Here is a 16,335-nt window from a genome sequence, read left to right as displayed (position 1 = left end):
GCTCCGGAAGTTATGGATTGCGCGCCAAATGTTCAGGCTGCAGCACACGCTTGGCGCTCAGGTAAGCCTTTTGCCAATACGCCTTGGACAGGCTGTCGAGCTTCACGGTGCCACCGGTGGCCGGCGCGTGGACGAAACGCCCTTCTCCCACGTAGATGCCGGCATGACTGACCTGGGAACCGCCATTGGTGGCGAAGAACAGCAGGTCGCCGGTCTGCAAGCCTTCCTTGCCCACATTCGCCGCTTGCATGGAGATCATCTCGCGCGTGGTGCGCGGCAAGGCAATGCCGGCGACATCGCGGTACACGTAAGCGATCAGGCCGCTGCAATCAAACCCGGAATCCGGTGTGTTGCCACCCCAGCGATAAGGCGTGCCCACCAGCCCAAGGGCGCGAAACAGCACGTCTTCCGCTTCGGGCGAAAACGCTTGTGACGAGCCAAATACGATGGGAGCACGAACCACCGGCGCAGGAGGCGGTGTGCGACTGGCGCAGGCACTGAGCAGCGCTGCGAAGAACATGATTGCGAGGCGGGCCGACGTCGTCATAAGCAGAACATCCTGATCTGGCTGCGGCTTTTTCTGCGGGGAGCGCAGAAAAGAAAACCGCCTGCGTTGGACGCAGGCGGTTTGCCATCATTTGTAGATCAAGATTCTAGCGGCTACACGACAAACTTCAAGTAAGACTTTAAGTTCGCCTTACAAATTGTCCGCTTATTTGCGTGCAGTGACGATTGGCGATGCGTTAGGTGCCATTGCCAGGGCGCGCTTGGCTTCGATGAAGGTCTTGCTCCAGTAGCTGTCGCCCAGGCTATCGATGCGCACACCACCGCTGCGGCGGCTGCTGGAGTGGATGAACTGGTTGTCGCCCAGGTAGATCCCGGCGTGACTGACGCGACCACGACGACCGTTGGTTGCGAAGAACAGCAGGTCGCCCGGCTCAAGCTTGCTGCGCGAGACCAGCGGAGCGTCCACGTTGATCATTTCGCGGGTGGAGCGTGGCAGGTTCATGCCCGCTTCTTCGCGGAACAGGTAACCGATGAAACCACTGCAATCGAAGCCGGCTTCAGAAGTACCGCCGAAACGGTAACGGGTACCGATCAGGGACATGCCACGTTCGAGGATGCTGTCGGCCAGGACTGGAAGCTGGTAGGACTTGCCGCCAGCGAAGTCTGCGAGTTCTTTTTCGGTAGCCAGCTCTTCCTGAAAGAGAGCGGAAGACTGGGCAGTGGCCGAGTGTTGAACCTGCTGTTGCGGAGCTTGCTGGGCCACTGGAGTGTGGGCAGCGCAACCGAACAACAGGGTGACGAGTGCGAGAGGCACGAGGGGTGCGAAGCGATTTAGCATGGGCACGACCGTGGCTGATAGTTGTAAAGAAGCCGAGACTATGCCCGCTATCAACCTCATTTGCAAATTCAATCGATGTTTTTGTGACTTATCCGTTTCTCGTTTACATCTAAGCGCTTAAGCCCATTTTAAACATGCACGCGGCCTGCAACCTTGCAGGAAAGCGGGATATCTGGCGCCTGAAAGATGCCGAACCGCCTAAAAGCTCCGGTTTCAGCGGGTTTACCAGCCGAGGGTTTCTTTCAAAAACGGGATTGTCAGCTTGCGCTGAGCCTGGAGGGAGGCCTGGTCGAGACGCTCGAGCAACTCGAACAGCGCACTCATGCTGCGGGTACCGCGAGTCAGAATGAAATGCCCGACTTCATCGGTCAGATGCAGGCCGCGACGGGATGCGCGCAATTGCAGGGCACGCAGTTTGTCCTCATCGGACAGCGGACGCATCTGGAAGATCAAGGCCAGGGTCAGGCGGGATTTGAGATCCGCCAGCTTCACCGGCAGCTCACGCGGGGATGTCGATGCGGCAATCAGCAAGCGTCGACCGCTGTCACGCAAGCGATTGAACAGATGGAACAGCGCCTCTTCCCAGTCCGCTCGCCCGGCAACCACTTGCAAATCATCCAGGCAGACCAGTTCGTACTGTTCCAGGTTGTCGAGGATTTCGATGCCGCGATCGAGCAACTCGGCCAACGGCAGGTACACCGCCGGCTCGCCCAATTGCTCGAAGCGCAGGCAAGCGGCCTGCAACAGGTGCGTACGCCCTACCCCGTCCTTGCCCCAAAGATAGATCAGGCTTTCGGTCCAGCCGGCGTCGGCTTCGCACAGCCGCTCGACATAGCCGAGTGCAGCGGCATTGGCGCCTGGGTAGTAGTTGATAAAGGTGGCGTCGTCACGCAGACGCACACCTAGGGGCAGCTGAATCGGTTTCATGCTGACTGAACAGTTCCAAAGGAACCGTTAGTGGCCTCTATGTAAAGTTTGCGAAGTTTATACCCGTGAAGCGGGCCGCACAATGCGACAGACCACAAGCAAAATCAAAGGTTTGCGTTAATGCACCGGTTTTGTGACAGATTCTTTGGCGGTGCATGTGACAGTCGGGCGAAGCCAGCAGACTGATCCGGTACGAACCCGGGCAGCCCGCCATCGCCTATTGCCCCCCCCTTAAACCTGCGGCTCGTCGCCCCTTCTATAGATCTCAGAATCCTTATACAAATCATTCACATGGCGCACCAGCACCATGATCACCGCGGCGACCGGCAATGCCAGTAGCACACCGGTAAAGCCAAACAGTTCACCACCGGCCAGGATCGAGAAAATCACCGCCACCGGGTGCAGGCCAATCCGGTCACCGACCAGCAAAGGGGTCAGCACCATACCCTCCAGCGCCTGACCGACCATGAACACCGCGACAATGCCGAGCATGGGGTAAAGATCACCACCGAACTGGAACAACCCAGCAAGCAGCGCCGCGCCAATGCCGATGATAAACCCCATGTACGGCACGATCGCCGCCAGGCCGGCAATCAGGCCGATCAGCAGGCCCAGTTCCAACCCGACCAGCATCAGGCCGGCTGCGTAGATCACACCCAGGGCCACCATCACCAGCAACTGCCCGCGCACGAACGCTCCGAGCACTTCATGGCATTCACCCGCCAGCGACACCGCGCGCGCCTCACGATCACGGGGCAACAGGCTGCGGACCTTGGCCATCATCAGGTCCCAATCGCGCAACAGGTAGAAGCTCACCACCGGAATCAGCACCAGGTTCGCCAGCCAGCCAATCAACGCCAGCCCCGAGGCCGTGGCATGGCTCAACACTACGCCGACAACATCAGTGGTCTGACTCATATGCTCGCTGATGGCGGCCTTGAGCTTGTCAAACTTCCAGAAACCGTCCGACAGGCCGAACTTCGATTGCGCCCAGGGCAACGCCGTGTGCTGCAGCCAGTCGAGCATCTGCGGAGCCAGTTCATATAAACGAAACAACTGCCTGGCGAGCAACGGCACCAACACCAACAGCAGCGCGGTGAAGATCAAGGTAAACAGGGTAAATACCGCCACGACACCCCAGGTTCGGGACAGGCCTGCCTTCTCCAGCCGATCCACCAGCGGGTCGAACAGGTAGGCCAACAGCAGCGCCACCAGGAACGGCGTGAGGATCGGATGCAACAACCAGACAAACACACACAGCAGGACCACCCCACCGAGCCAGAACCAACGCCGCGTATCGGCCATGAACCACTCCATTGCTTCTATATAAAGAAAGAAAAACTACCAGCGAAAACGCAATTGCGGGATCGGGGCCGGCGCGGCGGCTGGCGCCGGGCTGCCGGCGGCTGGCTGAACGGGCGCTACCGGGGCCGGAACCTGACCCGCCGGCGCTTCCTGCAGCCTCGCCAGCGACAGTTGCGCACGCAGTTGATCGACGCTGCCGTTGACCCGATAGAGAATCCGGTCGCCCTCGACACTTTGCACACGCCCGCCAAACGGTTCCAGCAAACGTCCGAGTGACGCGTAGTGCTCAAGATTCATGCCTTGCACTTCCAGCAGTTGCTCGCTCGAAGCACCGGGTTTGGCGACAAACCGCGGCGCCAGGCGCTCGTTGACCGCCAGCATCACCGCATCGGCCACGGCGGCCTGATCGGCGCCTTGCACGCTGCCCGCCTCTTTTTTATCCCCCAGCCACAATTGCCACTTGGCTTGCCACTGCCCGCCCTCCTCCTTGGCGTGTACCGCGAGCAGGGCGTCGGCGTTGTAGCGTTCCGATGCCGCAAGCAAAGGCGCGGGATCTGCGCCTTCCAGATTCGGCGCAGTGGCGACGATCTGTTCGTTCAGGTCCGCCAACGGCAAGCGCAATGGCAAGCCACGGTGCTGGGCAGCCCGACGCAACGGCATCGCGCTGGCCTGGCCGTCGCCCACCAGGCTTGAACCCTCGGTGGAATCATTCAACCACCAGCCGAGGATCGACGGTCGATTGGCGCCCCACATGGCCAGGCCGGCACGACGCAAGGCCTGCTCGGTGGTGCCCGGGTCGAAATCGACCTTCAGGACTTCCGGCGGCCCGGCCTCAAAACCGTATTGGCTGATGATCTGTTGCGGGTCTTTGCGAATTGCCGCCAGCCCCGGGCTTTGCGCGGCCTTGGGGTCGCCGGTCAGGCGCAACACGAGCGTGTCCAACGCACGCTGGGTCGCCTGGTCGCGCTCCTCGGGCGACTGGCCATTCACCGGCTCGCGCACCAGGTAAAGGCCTTTGACGGTTTCGGCTTGACTGACCAGGCTGACCACTGACAAACAACTCACAAGCAAGAATTTACAAAAACGCATGGAAGATTCCTGATGACAAGAGCGGCTGGAACAGACCGCATGAAGACGATCGAGCAAGACTGTGACCGTTGCCCGACGCAAAACATTCACACGCTCCGGGTAAGTTTTCGCACTGTCATAACGATAGACGGTTAATCGCGATACCTTATACAGCCATGCAGGATGCCACCGACACCGCGCATCAACGGTTTTTTTTGACCGGATATGGCCCTGCTGTCGGCCTGAGGATGGCCGCTGCGCCTCAAGCCTGATAAAATCGCGCGCCTTCGCAGACCGGCAACAGCCGGGTAGTGTCCGAATAGCGCGCATGGTTCTCGCCTACGCAGTTTCGGCGCTCCCGACGGACTCGGTCGTTACCCAGAAATCCCCCCCTAAAGGCCTGGATCATGAGCAAGCAACCCTCCCTGAGCTACAAGGACGCCGGTGTAGACATCGACGCCGGTGAAGCATTGGTCGAACGCATCAAGAGCGTCGCCAAGCGCACTGCGCGCCCGGAAGTCATGGGCGGCCTGGGCGGTTTCGGCGCCCTCTGCGAAATCCCGGCCGGCTACAAGCAGCCTGTGCTGGTTTCCGGTACTGACGGCGTCGGCACCAAGCTGCGCCTGGCACTGAACCTGAACAAACACGACAGCATCGGTATCGATCTGGTTGCCATGTGCGTCAACGACCTGGTGGTGTGCGGCGCCGAGCCGCTGTTCTTCCTCGACTACTACGCCACCGGCAAACTGAACGTCGACACCGCCGCCCAGGTTGTGACTGGCATCGGCGCTGGCTGCGAACTGTCGGGCTGCTCGCTGGTTGGCGGCGAAACCGCTGAAATGCCGGGCATGTACGAAGGTGAAGACTACGACCTGGCCGGTTTCTGCGTCGGCGTCGTGGAAAAATCCGAAATTATCGACGGCTCCAAGGTCGCTGCCGGCGATGCCCTGCTCGCCCTGCCATCTTCCGGCCCGCACTCCAACGGCTACTCGCTGATCCGCAAGATCATCGAAGTGTCCGGTGCCGACATCGAGAACACCCAGCTCGACGGCAAGCCGCTGACCGACCTGCTGATGGCCCCGACCCGTATCTACGTGAAGCCGCTGCTCAAGCTGATCAAGGAAACCGGCGCAGTCAAAGCCATGGCCCACATCACCGGTGGCGGCCTGCTGGACAACATCCCGCGCGTTCTGCCAAAAGGCGCTCAGGCCGTGGTTGACGTGGCCAGCTGGAACCGCCCTGCAGTGTTCGACTGGCTGCAAGAGAAAGGCAACGTTGACGAGAACGAAATGCACCGCGTGCTGAACTGCGGCGTGGGCATGGTCATCTGCGTCGCTCAGGAGCACGTGGAAACTGCCCTGAACGTTCTGCGCGAAGCGGGCGAACAGCCTTGGGTCATCGGCCAGATCTCCACCGCTGCCGAAGGCGCGGCTCAGGTTGAACTGAAGAACCTCAAGGCTCACTGATGCCTAAGACCTGTGATGTCGTGGTGCTGTTGTCCGGCACCGGCAGTAACTTGCAGGCCTTGATCGACAGCACGCGGACCGGCGACAGCCCGGCCCGCATCGCTGCGGTGATTTCCAACCGCGCCGACGCCTACGGCCTGCAGCGCGCCAGTGACGCGGGTATCGATACCCGCGCCCTGGATCACAAGGCTTTCGAAGGTCGCGAGGCCTTCGACGCCGCGCTGATCGAACTGATCGACGCCTTCAACCCCAAACTCGTGGTTCTGGCCGGATTCATGCGCATTCTCAGCGCTGGTTTCGTACGCCATTATCAGGGTCGCCTGCTCAATATCCATCCGTCGCTGCTACCCAAATACAAAGGGTTACACACTCATGAGCGCGCGCTGGAGGCCGGCGACACCGAGCACGGCTGCTCCGTGCACTTCGTCACCGAGGAACTCGATGGCGGACCACTGGTCGTACAGGCTGTAATACCGGTAGAGTTACAGGATTCGCCGCAGAGTCTGGCGCAGCGGGTCCATGTTCAGGAACACCTGATCTACCCGATGGCCGTACGCTGGTTCGCCGAAGGTCGTCTGGCCCTCGGCGAGCAAGGTGCTTTACTGGATGGACAGCTACTCGCGGCCAGCGGCCACTTGATTCGAAACTAGGAGATTTTATGCGTCGCGCCCTGCTCTTCGCTTGCGCTCTGCTCGCCTTGCCCTTGACCCAGGCGGCAGACCTTCAACCTTTCTCCGCCAGCTACACCGCCGACTGGAAACAGCTGCCCATGAGTGGCACTGCCGAGCGCAACCTCGAAAAAACCAGCGATGGCAAATGGAAACTGAGTTTCAAGGCATCGATGATGATCGCCAGCCTGTCCGAGGAAAGTACCCTCACCATGGACAAGGACACGCTTCTTCCAGAGTCGTATCACTTTGAACGTGGCGGCTTGGGCAAGGCCAAGAAAGCGGATCTGGATTTCGACTGGAACACCAAGATGGTCACCGGCACCGATCGCGGCGACGCGGTCAAGGTTCCGCTGAACCGCGGCATGCTCGACAAATCCAGCTACCAACTGGCTCTGCAGCACGACGTCGCCGCCGGCAAAAAAAGCATGAGTTATCAGGTGGTCGACGGCGGTGAAGTCGATACCTATGACTTCCGCGTGCTGGGCGCTGAAAAGGTCGACACCAAGGCCGGCAAGATCGATGCGATCAAGGTTGAACGTGTACGCGACCCGACACAAAACAAACGCATCACCGTGATGTGGTTCGCCAAGGATTGGGATTACCTGCTGGTCCGCCTGCAACAAGTCGAAACCGACGGCAAGGAATACAACATCATGCTCCTGGACGGTACGGTCAACGGCAAGCCGGTCAAAGGCAGCTGATCCGGATCGATACAAAAAGCCCCGCAGTCGCGGGGCTTTTTTGTGGGTTCTGAAAATTGGAACACCCGACAAGCGCGATGGCTCTATACCTTCAAGGTCTTTTTTGATCGAATGAGTTTTCCTGTCGCCTGCGAGGTTTGCCATGACTGTTACCGTCAATACCGTCTCCGCCGAAGGTTTGCGCCACAGCGTCCAGATCGATGACCACGAACTCTTCGCCGACGCGCCCGTCACGGCTGGCGGAGAGGGCTCGGCTCCGGAACCGCACGATTATTTCGATGCCGCGCTGGGTGCCTGCAAAGCCCTCACCCTGAAGCTGTATGCCAGGAAGAAAGACATCCCGCTGACCGGTGTCGGCGTCGAGGTCAAGCGCGACAACAACCTGGAACAGAAAGGCCAGTACGCGCTGCACGTCAAACTGACCCTCAAGGGCGTACTCACCGACGCCCAGCGCGATGAACTGCACCGCGTGGCCGATCGCTGCCCGATCCACAAGCTGATGACCACCTCTGAAGTCAGCATCGAAACGCACTTGTCCGAAGGCGCGTTCAGCCAATAGCGGCAAGGGCTGCCCAAGCGGGTTATGCTCGAACGCATTACCCGCTCAGCCTGGAACGCACCATGAACACTCCGCTAGTGATCCGCCCCCGCACCGAAGATGTCGAAGGCCAGCCGATTCTTCGCCCGCTGCCATCAGCCAAGTGCCGCAGCGTCGGGCCATTCGTGTTTTTCGACCACATGCTGGAAACCCGTTATCCACCGGGCAAAGGCATGAACATCCGCCAGCATCCGCACATTGGCCTGTCCACCCTCACCTACTTGTTCCAGGGGCAGATCCAGCACAAGGACAGTCTCGGTTCCGATCAAGTGGTCGGGACTGGCGACGTCAGCTGGATGACGGCCGGCAGTGCCATCGCCCACGTCGAACGCACACCCGAGGCTCTGAAAGAAAGCGGTTTCACGATGCACGGCCTGCAGATCTGGCTGGCTTCACCCAAGGACAAAGAGCAAGGTCCGGGGCATTACAGCCACCATCCGGCGTCCACATTGCCGGTCAGCGAAAACCTGGGAGTGAAGATTCGCATGATTGCCGGGTCAGGCTTTTGCCTGGAATCGCCCGTGCCGGTGCTTTCTCCTACGCTGTATGCGGAACTGCACCTGCAAACGGCGACCACATTGCTGATTCCCACCGAGCATGAAGAACGCGCGCTGTATGTGTTGAGCGGTGATGTGCAACTCGATGGCGAGTCGATAGAGCCGTACTCGCTGGTGGTACTGCCTGCGGGGGAGGAGATGACTCTGTTTGCTGAAAGCGACAGTCACGCCATGTTGTTCGGCGGTGCTCCGCTGGACGGGCCACGACGGATCAACTGGAATTTTGTCGCGAGCGATCCGGCGGCGATTGATGAGGCACGCCGGCGTTGGGCGGCCGGGGACTGGCCGACGGTGCCGGGGGAAGTTGAGCGGATCGAATTGCCCTGAGATTTTAGTTGCCTGTGGAACCGCCTTCGCGAGCAAGCCCGCTCCCACATTGGAACGCGGTTAAATGTGGGAGCGGCGGTGCGACGATTCGACTTGCTCGCGAAGGGGCCGGTTCAGGCTCTGACAAAGTCGGTGTCAGGCAACAGATCAGCCCTTGAACACTTCATCCAGCAGATTGTGCATCGACGTGAACGCCCGGGCAGCCACCTTGGCGTCATACATCATCATCCCCGGCACGTTGGCGTGCGGGTCGGTGAACGAGTGGAACGCACCGCCGTAGCTCAGCAACTGCCAATCCACACCCGCCGCGTTCATTTCATCTTCGAACGCCGGCAACTGCTCCTTCGGCACCAGCGGATCGGCGGCACCGTGCAGCACCAGGACCTTACCCTTGATGTTCTTCGCATCAGCAGGGTTCGGCGTGTCCAGCGTGCCGTGGAACGACACCGCGGCCTTCACCGGCGCGCCGGTACGGGCGAATTCCAGGGCGCAGCAGCCGCCGAAGCAGAAACCGAAAGTGGCCAGTTTCGAAGTATCGACAGCCACCTCGCCCTGCCCCTGCAGCTGCTCGAACGCCACTTGCATGCGCTTGCGCAGCAATGGGCGGTCATTCTTCAACGGCATCATGGCCGCGCCGGCCTCGTCATTGTTCGTCGGACGAACCGATTGACCGTAAAGGTCAGCGATCAACACCACATAACCCTTGGATGCCACTGCTTTGGCGATCTCTTCGGCACCGGCGCTGACACCCATCCAGTTCGGCGCCATCAACAACCCCGGGCGCGGGCCTTTATGGTCGGCATCAAAGGCCAGACGGCTTTCGTAAGCCTGGCCGTCAATCTGATAGGCAACGGAACGTACAGTGATTTGGCTCATTTCTGACTCCTGATTATTGAACACCAGAATGAAAAAACCCGCCGAAGCGGGTTTTTCTGCAACGCGGTTAAACCGAACGTTCAACCAGAAACTTGGTCAGCCGGCGCACAGAGGTGGCCGGGTCTTTCAAGCTGTCGCCGACAGCCAGAACCGCCTGATCGAAGAGGATGTGCAACAGGTCGCCAAAACGCTCTTCGCTCTGCTCACCGTCGAGCTTCTCGATCAGCGGGTGAGCCGGGTTGAATTCGAAGATCGGCTTGGAATCCGGTACCTTCTGGCCGCTGGCTTCCAGGATCTGACGCATCTGCATGCCCAGTTCCTGCTCGCCGATGGCCAGAATCGCCGGGGAATCGGTCAGACGATGGGAAACCCGTACTTCGCTGACAGCATCGCCCAAGGCAGACTTGATTCGCTCGACCAGACCTTCTTTGGCCTTGGCGACTTCTTCCGCGGCCTTCTTGTCCTCTTCCGAGTCCAGGTTGCCCAGGTCCAGGTCACCGCGTGCCACGTCGACAAAGCTCTTGCTGTCGAAATCGCTGAGGTAGCTCATCAACCACTCGTCGATGCGGTCGGTCAACAGCAGCACTTCGATGCCTTTCTTGCGGAAGACTTCCAGGTGCGGGCTGTTTTTGACCTGGGCGTAGGTTTCGCCAGTCAGGTAGTAGATCTTGTCCTGACCTTCCTTGGCACGCGCCAGATACTCGGCCAGGCCAACAACCTGCTCGCCATCGTCGCCATGGGTCGATGCGAAACGCAGCAGGCCGGCGATTTTTTCCTTGTTGGCGAAATCTTCTGCCGGGCCTTCTTTCATGACCTGACCGAAGTTTTTCCAGAAGCCCTTGTATTGCTCAGGCTCGTTCTTCGCCAGTTTTTCCAGCATGTCCAGGACGCGCTTGGTCAGCGCCGACTTCATCGAGTCGATGATCGGGTCTTTCTGCAGGATTTCCCGCGACACGTTCAGCGACAGGTCGTTGGAGTCGACCACACCCTTGATGAAGCGCAGGTACAGTGGCAGGAAGGACTCGGCCTGATCCATGACGAACACGCGCTGCACGTACAGCTTCAGGCCTTTCGGCGCTTCACGCTGGTACAGGTCGAACGGCGCACGGGTCGGCACGTACAACAGCGAGCTGTATTCGAGCTTGCCTTCGACCTTGTTGTGGCTCCAGCTCAGCGGGTTTTCGAAATCGTGAGCGATGTGCTTGTAGAACTCCTGGTATTCCTCGTCCTTGATCTCGGTACGCGGACGGGTCCACAGGGCGCTGGCGCGGTTGACGGTTTCCCACTCAACGGCCGGCTGCTCTTCGCCTTCGGCAGCGGCCACTTCTTTCGGCAGCTCGATCGGCAAGGCGATGTGGTCGGAGTACTTCTTGATGATGTTGCGCAGGCGCCAGCCATCGGCGAACTCGTCTTCACCGGATTTCAGGTGCAGGACGATGCGAGTTCCGCGCTCGGCCTTGTCGATGGTCGCCACTTCGAAGTCACCTTCGCCCCTGGACGACCAGTGCACACCTTCGCTGGCAGCGCTGCCGGCACGACGGCTGTACACATCGACTTTGTCAGCAACGATGAATGCGGAATAGAAACCGACACCGAACTGGCCGATCAGGTGCGAGTCTTTCTTCTGGTCGCCGCTCAGGTGCTTCATGAAATCGGCGGTGCCGGACTTGGCGATGGTACCCAGGTGGGTGATCGCGTCTTCGCGGCTCATGCCGATACCGTTGTCTTCGAGGGTGACGGTTTTAGCGTCCTTGTCGAAGCTCACACGGATTTTCAGTTCGGTGCCGCCTTCCAGCAGCTCTGGCTTGGCCAGGGCTTCGAAACGTAATTTGTCGACAGCGTCAGAGGCGTTCGAGATCAATTCGCGAAGGAAAATTTCCTTGTTGGAATACAGCGAATGGATCATGAGATGCAGCAGTTGCTTCACCTCGGTCTGGAAGCCCAGGGTTTCCTTTTGAGTTTCCACACTCATGGTCATCAAACTCCAATCAGATGGCATAAGCCGCGACCATGAGGGTCGACGGCGGGTTGTCCTCAGAGTTTGGGGCTGAGTTCAGGATTTCAAGGGCTCTTCGAGTTTGAAATGTGCACGGGCCGTGGCAATGGGTTCGGCTTCGGTGCTTTGCCAGGCGGTAATCGCCACATTGGCGACCCGGCGTCCCTGGCGCCAGACCTGGCATCGGGCCCAGGTATCGCGAAATTGCCCGGCTCGCAGGTAATCCAGGGAGAAGTCGATGATCTTCGGCACCCCGGGCGATCCGGCAAACACCAACAGGTGCAGCGCCGCGGCCAATTCCATGAAACCGGCGATCACACCGCCATGAATCGCCGGCAACAAAGGGTTGCCAATGTTGTCCTTGTTCGCAGGCAGCTTGAACAGCAACTCATCCCCCACCCGCGAACATTCGACGCCGATCAGCCGAGCATAGGGAATCAAATCCAGCAGCGCGGCGTAATCGCCCTGCTCGTGGGCCTTTTGCAATTGATCCTTGATCGACTCGTTCATTGCGCACCTCCGGTAACCGCGCCACCAAAACCCTTGGTGCCCTTGATGTGCTTGCCCATGCGCATGAAAGTGCCCATCACATGGGCAATGGGTTGCCCGGGGTCATCCTGATAGGCGAAGCCACGGGCAAAAATCACGTCGGTGGTGACCCGATAGCACTGGGCAAAGCCATAGACATCCTTATGCGGCTCGGCGGCGTGCATGTAGTCGATGCGCAGGTCGAGGGTCGGGCAGACTTCGAATTCCGGGAGCACGCAGAGGGTCGCCATGCCACAGGCGGTATCCATCAACGAGGTCAGCGCTCCGCCATGAATCACGCCGGTTTCGGGATTGCCGACGATCTGCGGGCTGTAAGGCAGTACAATCGTCAGCCCTTCGTTGCTGGCGCTGTGAACGCTTAGTCCAAGTACCTGGCAATGTCGCAGCGCTGACAAAAAGCGCTTCGCACGCTCAAAAACGGGGTTTTCAGCCATTTGATAAAGCCCTTGTTTATGTCCGTACAGTGCGGTGGCGGCCCGGGTAAAAGTTCCGCGCTAGAGCAAACTTATATATCTGAAAGAATTATGGAACTTAACCCTGATGCGTGGGCTCTTAATGCCAGTAGATGCTTTTCATCAGGAGAAACACCCCATGCGTAAGACTTTAGCTATTGCCTTGATGTTGACCGCTTCCCTCGGTCTCGCGGCCTGCGATAAAAAATCCGAGGACAAAGCTCAAGATGCTGCCAAACATGCTGAGCAAGCTCAGCAAGACATGAGCAAAGCTCAGGATAAAGTGAACGACGCTGCGAAAGAAAACGCCGAAGCCGCCAAAGATCAGGCTGAATCGAACGCTGAAGCGGCAAAAGAGGCTGCTCCGGCTGCTCCAGCCACTCCAGCCGCTCCGGAAGCACCTAAGAACTAATACGGTTTTTAGCGTGGCAAAAGAAAACCCGCCAAGTGCGGGTTTTCTTTTGCCTTGAAAAAAGTGGTTAGAGCAAAAACGTTCGAAAAGTCGGACTAATCATCAACAACAGCGAACAGATTAATCCCAGTAGCCAAACCAGACTGCGCTGCCAGGCCAGGTCCTTCCAGTAACACACCAGATAAATAACCCGCGTGATCACGAAGATGATCGCCAGACAGTCGATCAGCCAGCCCGCCGTCTGCGTGGTATGCGCCATCAACACACCCACCGCAAACAACATGAAGGCTTCGAAACTGTTCTGATGCGCTGCCACCGCCCGGGCACCCAGCCCCGTGAGTTGCATCTGCTGTTGGCGCGGCAGGTGGTTATCGTAACCACCCTGCTCTTTCATGGCCCTGGTCACGGGCATTCGCGCCAGATAAATCAACACCGCACTGATAAACACGCACCAGAATGGAATACTCATCAAGCAGCCTCTTTGATTACCTCCGGCAACGGCGCCTCTGTAGGGGTATAGACCATCACGTCGAGTACGTCGGAATGAAACTCGCGGTGGTACAACACGAATACGACACCGGCACTCATCAACATGAACAGCCACGGGCTGACGAACCAGGCCAGCATGGTCATGCCGAAGTAGTAGGAACGCAATCCGAAGTTGAACTGGTTGGCGGCCATGGAGATGACGCGGGCGGCGCGGGAAGCGAATGCCTTGCGTTCCTGCTCCGACACATGGCGCTCGCCGACCATCGGCGCCGAACCCACCAGTACCGCGGCAAAGTTGTACTGGCGCATGCACCAACTGAAGGTGAAGAACGCATAGACAAACACCAGCGCCAGGCACAGCAACTTGATTTCCGACATGCCCTGAGACGCCTGTTGCACCATCGGGATATCCGCCAGCAACGATACCGCCCGTTCCGAAGCCCCCAATACCGTGAGAATACCGGCCAGGATAATCAACGTACTGGAGGCAAAGAACGAAGCATTGCGTTCCAGATTGCCGATCACGCTGGCATCGGCGATTCGGTTGTCGCGCAGCAGCATGCGGCGCATCCAGTCTTCTCGATACAGGTGCAGCACACTGGCCAGGCACGCGGTGTCACGGCCTTTCCATGTGGCATAGCGGGTGTACCCGCCCCAGCAGATAACGAACCAGACGGCGGCAAGAAGGTGGATCAGGTTGGCTTGGATGAACGACATGCAGGTCCTTGTGAAGTAAATGCGGATTACACAGACCCTGTGGGAGCGAGTTCCCACAAAGGGTGTTGCAGTGCTTCGACGTTAGCTCAACGGAAAAGACACCGCATCCCTCACAAAAAAAATGCCCCGTATCGATTGATACGGGGCATTTCTGTTTTTGCTCAAGACCCGCTTGTGGCGGGTCGTGAAGCGACTTAAGCCAAGGCTTCGGCGCGCTTGCCCAGCAGGCGATCGCAGACCACCGCGACCACCAGTGTCATCACCGACGGCACCAGCCAGGCCAGGCCCTGCTCGCTCAGCGGCAGGTGGGCCATTTGCGTTGGCATCCAGTCCGCCAGGCCTGCACCCTTGAGGGCATCGATCAGGCCGAAGATGAACGACACCAGCATCACCGGGCCGAGGATACGACCCTGCTCATGCCAGAAGTCCTTGCAGAAGCTCAACGCCACCAGAACGATGCACGGCGGGTAGATCGCGGTCAGCACCGGGATCGAGAACGCAATCAGCTTGGTCAGGCCCAGGTTGGACACCAGCAGCGAGAACGCGGCGAGGATGATCACCAGCGTCTTGTAGGACAGTGGCACCACACGGCTGAAGTACTCGGCGCAAGCACAGGTCAGGCCGACCGCGGTCACCAGGCACGCCAGGGAGATCAGCACGGCCAGGAAGCCGCTGCCCAGCGAACCGAAGGTGTGCTGCACGTAAGCATGCAATACCGCCGCGCCATTGGTAGCGCCAGCGGCCACTTCATGGCTGCCCGAACCGAGACGGAACAGGCTGACATACACCAGTGCCAGGCCCACGCCGGCGATCAAACCGGCGATGATCGCATAACGGGTGATCAGTGCTGGCGACTCGACGCCGCGGGAACGGATGGCGTTGACGATGACGATGCCGAACACTAGCGCGCCCAGGGTATCCATGGTCAGGTAACCATTGATGAAGCCTTGGGAGAACGGCGCCGCCACGTATTCAGGCGTGGCCTGGCCAATGTCACCGGCCGGCAAGGCGAAAGCTGCAATGCCCAGCACGGCCAGGGCGATGATCTTCAGCGGCGCGAGGAAGCGCCCTACGGTATCGAGCAAACGGCCCGGATACAGCGAGATGAAGAACACCAGCAGGAAGTACACCGAGCTGTACAGGAACAGCGCCAGCGGGCTCTCGCCGGTCAGCGGCGCCAGGCCCACTTCGAAGGATACCGTCGCGGTACGTGGCGTCGCGAACAGCGGGCCAACAGCGAGGTAACAAGCCGCTGCCAGCAGGCCACCGGCGACTTTACCGATCGGGCTGCTCAAGGCATCCATTGCACCGCCGACCTTGGCCAGCGCCACAACGGTGATCACCGGCAGACCGACCGCCGTGACCAGGAAACCCAGCGCCGCCATCCAGACATTGGGCCCGGACTGCAAACCGACGATAGGCGGGAAGATGATGTTGCCAGCCCCGACGAACAGGGCAAACGTCATAAAACCAAGTGCCAGGATGTCCTGGCCTTTCAACACTTTCATTAAGGAAATACCACACTACTGAATCGGAATTTAGAGAGGGATTTCCCTATGGGTGAGGGAAATGCTGTCAGTCCGTATAAGACCGACCCTTTTAGCGCGTTGCCGCCTTGTGGGCCGCAGACGCAAAAATGGCGCGTAGCCTAACGAATTTGGACCAGAAACGCACTGTTAGAGGGCGAACATTCCGATGCACGACATCTTTGTGTCGCGTTTTCGCATGTTAATGGTTGTCGCCAGTAAGTCCGCCATCGCGAGCAGTCTCGTTCCACATTGGAATGCGTCCACCTGTGGGAGCGGGCTTGCCCGCGAAGAGGCCAGCACAGCCAACACAAATGCCGGAAACGACAAAGGCCACCCGAAGGTGGCCTTTG

18 protein-coding genes are annotated in these 16,335 nt (G+C 59.3%); 6 read left to right on the top strand and 12 right to left on the bottom strand.

Features of this window, described 5'->3' with window-relative positions:
* Positions 1-10: 10 nt before the first annotated feature.
* From ACM6G4_RS04355 to ACM6G4_RS04335, 5 genes are all read right to left on the bottom strand, one after another.
* The gene (locus ACM6G4_RS04355) at positions 11-547 is read right to left on the bottom strand and encodes a C40 family peptidase (RefSeq protein WP_008049713.1); all 537 of its coding nucleotides are present in this window, start codon (positions 545-547) and stop codon (positions 11-13) included.
* A gap of 165 nt (positions 548-712) precedes the next feature.
* Positions 713-1,345: a C40 family peptidase gene (locus tag ACM6G4_RS04350; protein WP_056721709.1), complete on the bottom strand. Its 633-nt coding sequence runs from the start codon at positions 1,343-1,345 to the stop codon at positions 713-715.
* Between the two features lie 222 nt (positions 1,346-1,567).
* On the bottom strand, positions 1,568-2,272 hold the full coding sequence (gene hda / locus ACM6G4_RS04345; protein ID WP_007984552.1) for a DnaA regulatory inactivator Hda: 705 nt from the start codon (positions 2,270-2,272) through the stop codon (positions 1,568-1,570).
* Positions 2,273-2,503: 231 nt separating this feature from the next.
* A complete protein-coding gene (locus ACM6G4_RS04340) occupies positions 2,504-3,577 on the bottom strand; it encodes an AI-2E family transporter (RefSeq protein ID WP_056721707.1) in 1,074 nt (357 codons plus the stop codon).
* Positions 3,578-3,613: 36 nt separating this feature from the next.
* The gene (locus ACM6G4_RS04335) at positions 3,614-4,666 is read right to left on the bottom strand and encodes a DUF2066 domain-containing protein (RefSeq protein ID WP_056721705.1); all 1,053 of its coding nucleotides are present in this window, start codon (positions 4,664-4,666) and stop codon (positions 3,614-3,616) included.
* A 386-nt stretch (positions 4,667-5,052) separates the two neighbouring features.
* Here ACM6G4_RS04335 and purM point away from each other — a divergent pair, with 386 nt between their 5' ends.
* The 5 genes from purM (at position 5,053) to ACM6G4_RS04310 (ending at position 8,965) form a co-directional block, all read left to right on the top strand.
* Positions 5,053-6,111, top strand: a complete 1,059-nt coding sequence (purM, locus tag ACM6G4_RS04330; protein WP_007984558.1) for a phosphoribosylformylglycinamidine cyclo-ligase — start codon at positions 5,053-5,055, stop codon at positions 6,109-6,111.
* Positions 6,111-6,761: a phosphoribosylglycinamide formyltransferase gene (gene purN, locus ACM6G4_RS04325; protein ID WP_056721703.1), complete on the top strand. Its 651-nt coding sequence runs from the start codon at positions 6,111-6,113 to the stop codon at positions 6,759-6,761. Before purM ends, purN begins: the two co-directional genes overlap by 1 nt.
* Positions 6,762-6,769: 8 nt before the next feature.
* Complete coding sequence (locus ACM6G4_RS04320) at positions 6,770-7,483, top strand: DUF3108 domain-containing protein (protein WP_056721701.1); 714 nt, start codon at positions 6,770-6,772, stop codon at positions 7,481-7,483.
* Between the two features lie 142 nt (positions 7,484-7,625).
* The gene (locus ACM6G4_RS04315; protein ID WP_414913123.1) at positions 7,626-8,042 is read left to right on the top strand and encodes an OsmC family protein; all 417 of its coding nucleotides are present in this window, start codon (positions 7,626-7,628) and stop codon (positions 8,040-8,042) included.
* Positions 8,043-8,104: 62 nt separating this feature from the next.
* Complete coding sequence (locus ACM6G4_RS04310; RefSeq protein ID WP_414913122.1) at positions 8,105-8,965, top strand: pirin family protein; 861 nt, start codon at positions 8,105-8,107, stop codon at positions 8,963-8,965.
* Between the two features lie 147 nt (positions 8,966-9,112).
* On the opposite strand, the gene ACM6G4_RS04305 is transcribed toward ACM6G4_RS04310, so the two are convergent.
* The 4 genes from ACM6G4_RS04305 to ACM6G4_RS04290 all read right to left on the bottom strand — a co-directional run bounded on the left by ACM6G4_RS04305 (position 9,113) and on the right by ACM6G4_RS04290 (position 12,820).
* Positions 9,113-9,841: a dienelactone hydrolase family protein gene (locus tag ACM6G4_RS04305; protein WP_414913121.1), complete on the bottom strand. Its 729-nt coding sequence runs from the start codon at positions 9,839-9,841 to the stop codon at positions 9,113-9,115.
* A 67-nt stretch (positions 9,842-9,908) separates the two neighbouring features.
* Entirely contained in the window at positions 9,909-11,813 is a 1,905-nt protein-coding gene (htpG, locus tag ACM6G4_RS04300; protein WP_414913120.1) for a molecular chaperone HtpG, read from the bottom strand.
* Between the two features lie 81 nt (positions 11,814-11,894).
* Positions 11,895-12,347, bottom strand: coding sequence for a PaaI family thioesterase (locus ACM6G4_RS04295; protein ID WP_414913119.1), 453 nt, complete (start codon positions 12,345-12,347; stop codon positions 11,895-11,897).
* Positions 12,344-12,820, bottom strand: coding sequence for a PaaI family thioesterase (locus tag ACM6G4_RS04290; RefSeq protein WP_056721692.1), 477 nt, complete (start codon positions 12,818-12,820; stop codon positions 12,344-12,346). Before ACM6G4_RS04290 ends, ACM6G4_RS04295 begins: the two co-directional genes overlap by 4 nt.
* A 157-nt stretch (positions 12,821-12,977) precedes the next feature.
* Between ACM6G4_RS04290 and ACM6G4_RS04285 the strand changes: the two genes are divergently transcribed.
* Positions 12,978-13,250: a hypothetical protein gene (locus ACM6G4_RS04285; protein WP_056722291.1), complete on the top strand. Its 273-nt coding sequence runs from the start codon at positions 12,978-12,980 to the stop codon at positions 13,248-13,250.
* Between the two features lie 67 nt (positions 13,251-13,317).
* Here ACM6G4_RS04285 and ACM6G4_RS04280 read toward each other — a convergent pair whose 3' ends face one another.
* From ACM6G4_RS04280 to brnQ, 3 genes are all read right to left on the bottom strand, one after another.
* Positions 13,318-13,719 carry an MAPEG family protein gene (locus ACM6G4_RS04280; RefSeq protein WP_056721690.1) on the bottom strand — a complete coding sequence of 134 codons (402 nt, stop codon included), beginning with the start codon at positions 13,717-13,719 and terminating at the stop codon, positions 13,318-13,320.
* A complete protein-coding gene (locus ACM6G4_RS04275) occupies positions 13,719-14,456 on the bottom strand; it encodes a DUF599 domain-containing protein (RefSeq protein WP_056721688.1) in 738 nt (245 codons plus the stop codon). Before ACM6G4_RS04275 ends, ACM6G4_RS04280 begins: the two co-directional genes overlap by 1 nt.
* A gap of 194 nt (positions 14,457-14,650) precedes the next feature.
* Positions 14,651-15,964: a branched-chain amino acid transport system II carrier protein gene (gene brnQ / locus ACM6G4_RS04270; protein ID WP_056721686.1), complete on the bottom strand. Its 1,314-nt coding sequence runs from the start codon at positions 15,962-15,964 to the stop codon at positions 14,651-14,653.
* Positions 15,965-16,335 lie beyond the last annotated feature (371 nt).

Source organism: Pseudomonas sp. IT-P258 (assembly GCF_949767825.1).
GTDB lineage: Bacteria > Pseudomonadota > Gammaproteobacteria > Pseudomonadales > Pseudomonadaceae > Aquipseudomonas > Aquipseudomonas monachiensis.
This window is presented reverse-complemented; position numbering and strand designations above follow the sequence as displayed.

Bases quoted from the DNA above. Each gene is read 5' to 3' on its own strand.
- ACM6G4_RS04355 (WP_008049713.1), bottom strand. From the start codon at position 547: ATGACGACGTCGGCCCGCCTCGCAATCATGTTCTTCGCAGCGCTGCTC.
- ACM6G4_RS04350 (WP_056721709.1), bottom strand. From the start codon at position 1,345: ATGCTAAATCGCTTCGCACCCCTCGTGCCTCTCGCACTCGTCACCCTG.
- hda (WP_007984552.1), bottom strand. From the start codon at position 2,272: ATGAAACCGATTCAGCTGCCCCTAGGTGTGCGTCTGCGTGACGACGCC.
- ACM6G4_RS04340 (WP_056721707.1), bottom strand. From the start codon at position 3,577: ATGGCCGATACGCGGCGTTGGTTCTGGCTCGGTGGGGTGGTCCTGCTG.
- ACM6G4_RS04335 (WP_056721705.1), bottom strand. From the start codon at position 4,666: ATGCGTTTTTGTAAATTCTTGCTTGTGAGTTGTTTGTCAGTGGTCAGC.
- purM (WP_007984558.1), top strand. From the start codon at position 5,053: ATGAGCAAGCAACCCTCCCTGAGCTACAAGGACGCCGGTGTAGACATC.
- purN (WP_056721703.1), top strand. From the start codon at position 6,111: ATGCCTAAGACCTGTGATGTCGTGGTGCTGTTGTCCGGCACCGGCAGT.
- ACM6G4_RS04320 (WP_056721701.1), top strand. From the start codon at position 6,770: ATGCGTCGCGCCCTGCTCTTCGCTTGCGCTCTGCTCGCCTTGCCCTTG.
- ACM6G4_RS04315 (WP_414913123.1), top strand. From the start codon at position 7,626: ATGACTGTTACCGTCAATACCGTCTCCGCCGAAGGTTTGCGCCACAGC.
- ACM6G4_RS04310 (WP_414913122.1), top strand. From the start codon at position 8,105: ATGAACACTCCGCTAGTGATCCGCCCCCGCACCGAAGATGTCGAAGGC.
- ACM6G4_RS04305 (WP_414913121.1), bottom strand. From the start codon at position 9,841: ATGAGCCAAATCACTGTACGTTCCGTTGCCTATCAGATTGACGGCCAG.
- htpG (WP_414913120.1), bottom strand. From the start codon at position 11,813: ATGAGTGTGGAAACTCAAAAGGAAACCCTGGGCTTCCAGACCGAGGTG.
- ACM6G4_RS04295 (WP_414913119.1), bottom strand. From the start codon at position 12,347: ATGAACGAGTCGATCAAGGATCAATTGCAAAAGGCCCACGAGCAGGGC.
- ACM6G4_RS04290 (WP_056721692.1), bottom strand. From the start codon at position 12,820: ATGGCTGAAAACCCCGTTTTTGAGCGTGCGAAGCGCTTTTTGTCAGCG.
- ACM6G4_RS04285 (WP_056722291.1), top strand. From the start codon at position 12,978: ATGCGTAAGACTTTAGCTATTGCCTTGATGTTGACCGCTTCCCTCGGT.
- ACM6G4_RS04280 (WP_056721690.1), bottom strand. From the start codon at position 13,719: ATGAGTATTCCATTCTGGTGCGTGTTTATCAGTGCGGTGTTGATTTAT.
- ACM6G4_RS04275 (WP_056721688.1), bottom strand. From the start codon at position 14,456: ATGTCGTTCATCCAAGCCAACCTGATCCACCTTCTTGCCGCCGTCTGG.
- brnQ (WP_056721686.1), bottom strand. From the start codon at position 15,964: ATGAAAGTGTTGAAAGGCCAGGACATCCTGGCACTTGGTTTTATGACG.